The sequence below is a fragment of the Enterobacter cloacae complex sp. S3 genome, assembly GCF_014930495.1.
GTDB lineage: Bacteria > Pseudomonadota > Gammaproteobacteria > Enterobacterales > Enterobacteriaceae > Enterobacter > Enterobacter asburiae_B.
Map to the genome: position 1 here is coordinate 1 of NZ_JADBRD010000093.1, position 244 is coordinate 244.

Consider the following 244-nt stretch of genomic DNA (forward strand, 5'->3'; position numbering starts at 1 on the left):
CGATTTATTCAACAAAGCCGCGGTGATGCTTACGGTATGGTGGTTATCAAGTTTTATCCTGATTAGCACCCTTAATGGCTATTTCGATAATCAGGACCGCGATTTTCTGACAGGTAAACTTCAGCTCACCGAAGAGTTTCTTAAAACAGAGACGTTCCGGAACAAAACGGATATTAAGTCATTATCAGAAAAAATAAACGATGCGATGGTAGGGCACAATGGTTTATTCATTTCTATAAAAAAC

The 244-nt window shown here is 38.5% G+C and carries 1 protein-coding gene; it reads left to right on the forward strand.

Annotation, left to right across the window (positions count from 1 at the left end; genetic code table 11):
* Positions 1-25: 25 nt before the first annotated feature.
* On the forward strand, positions 26-244 hold a 219-nt coding region (locus IM317_RS23590), incomplete at its 3' end, for a hypothetical protein (protein ID WP_199161189.1).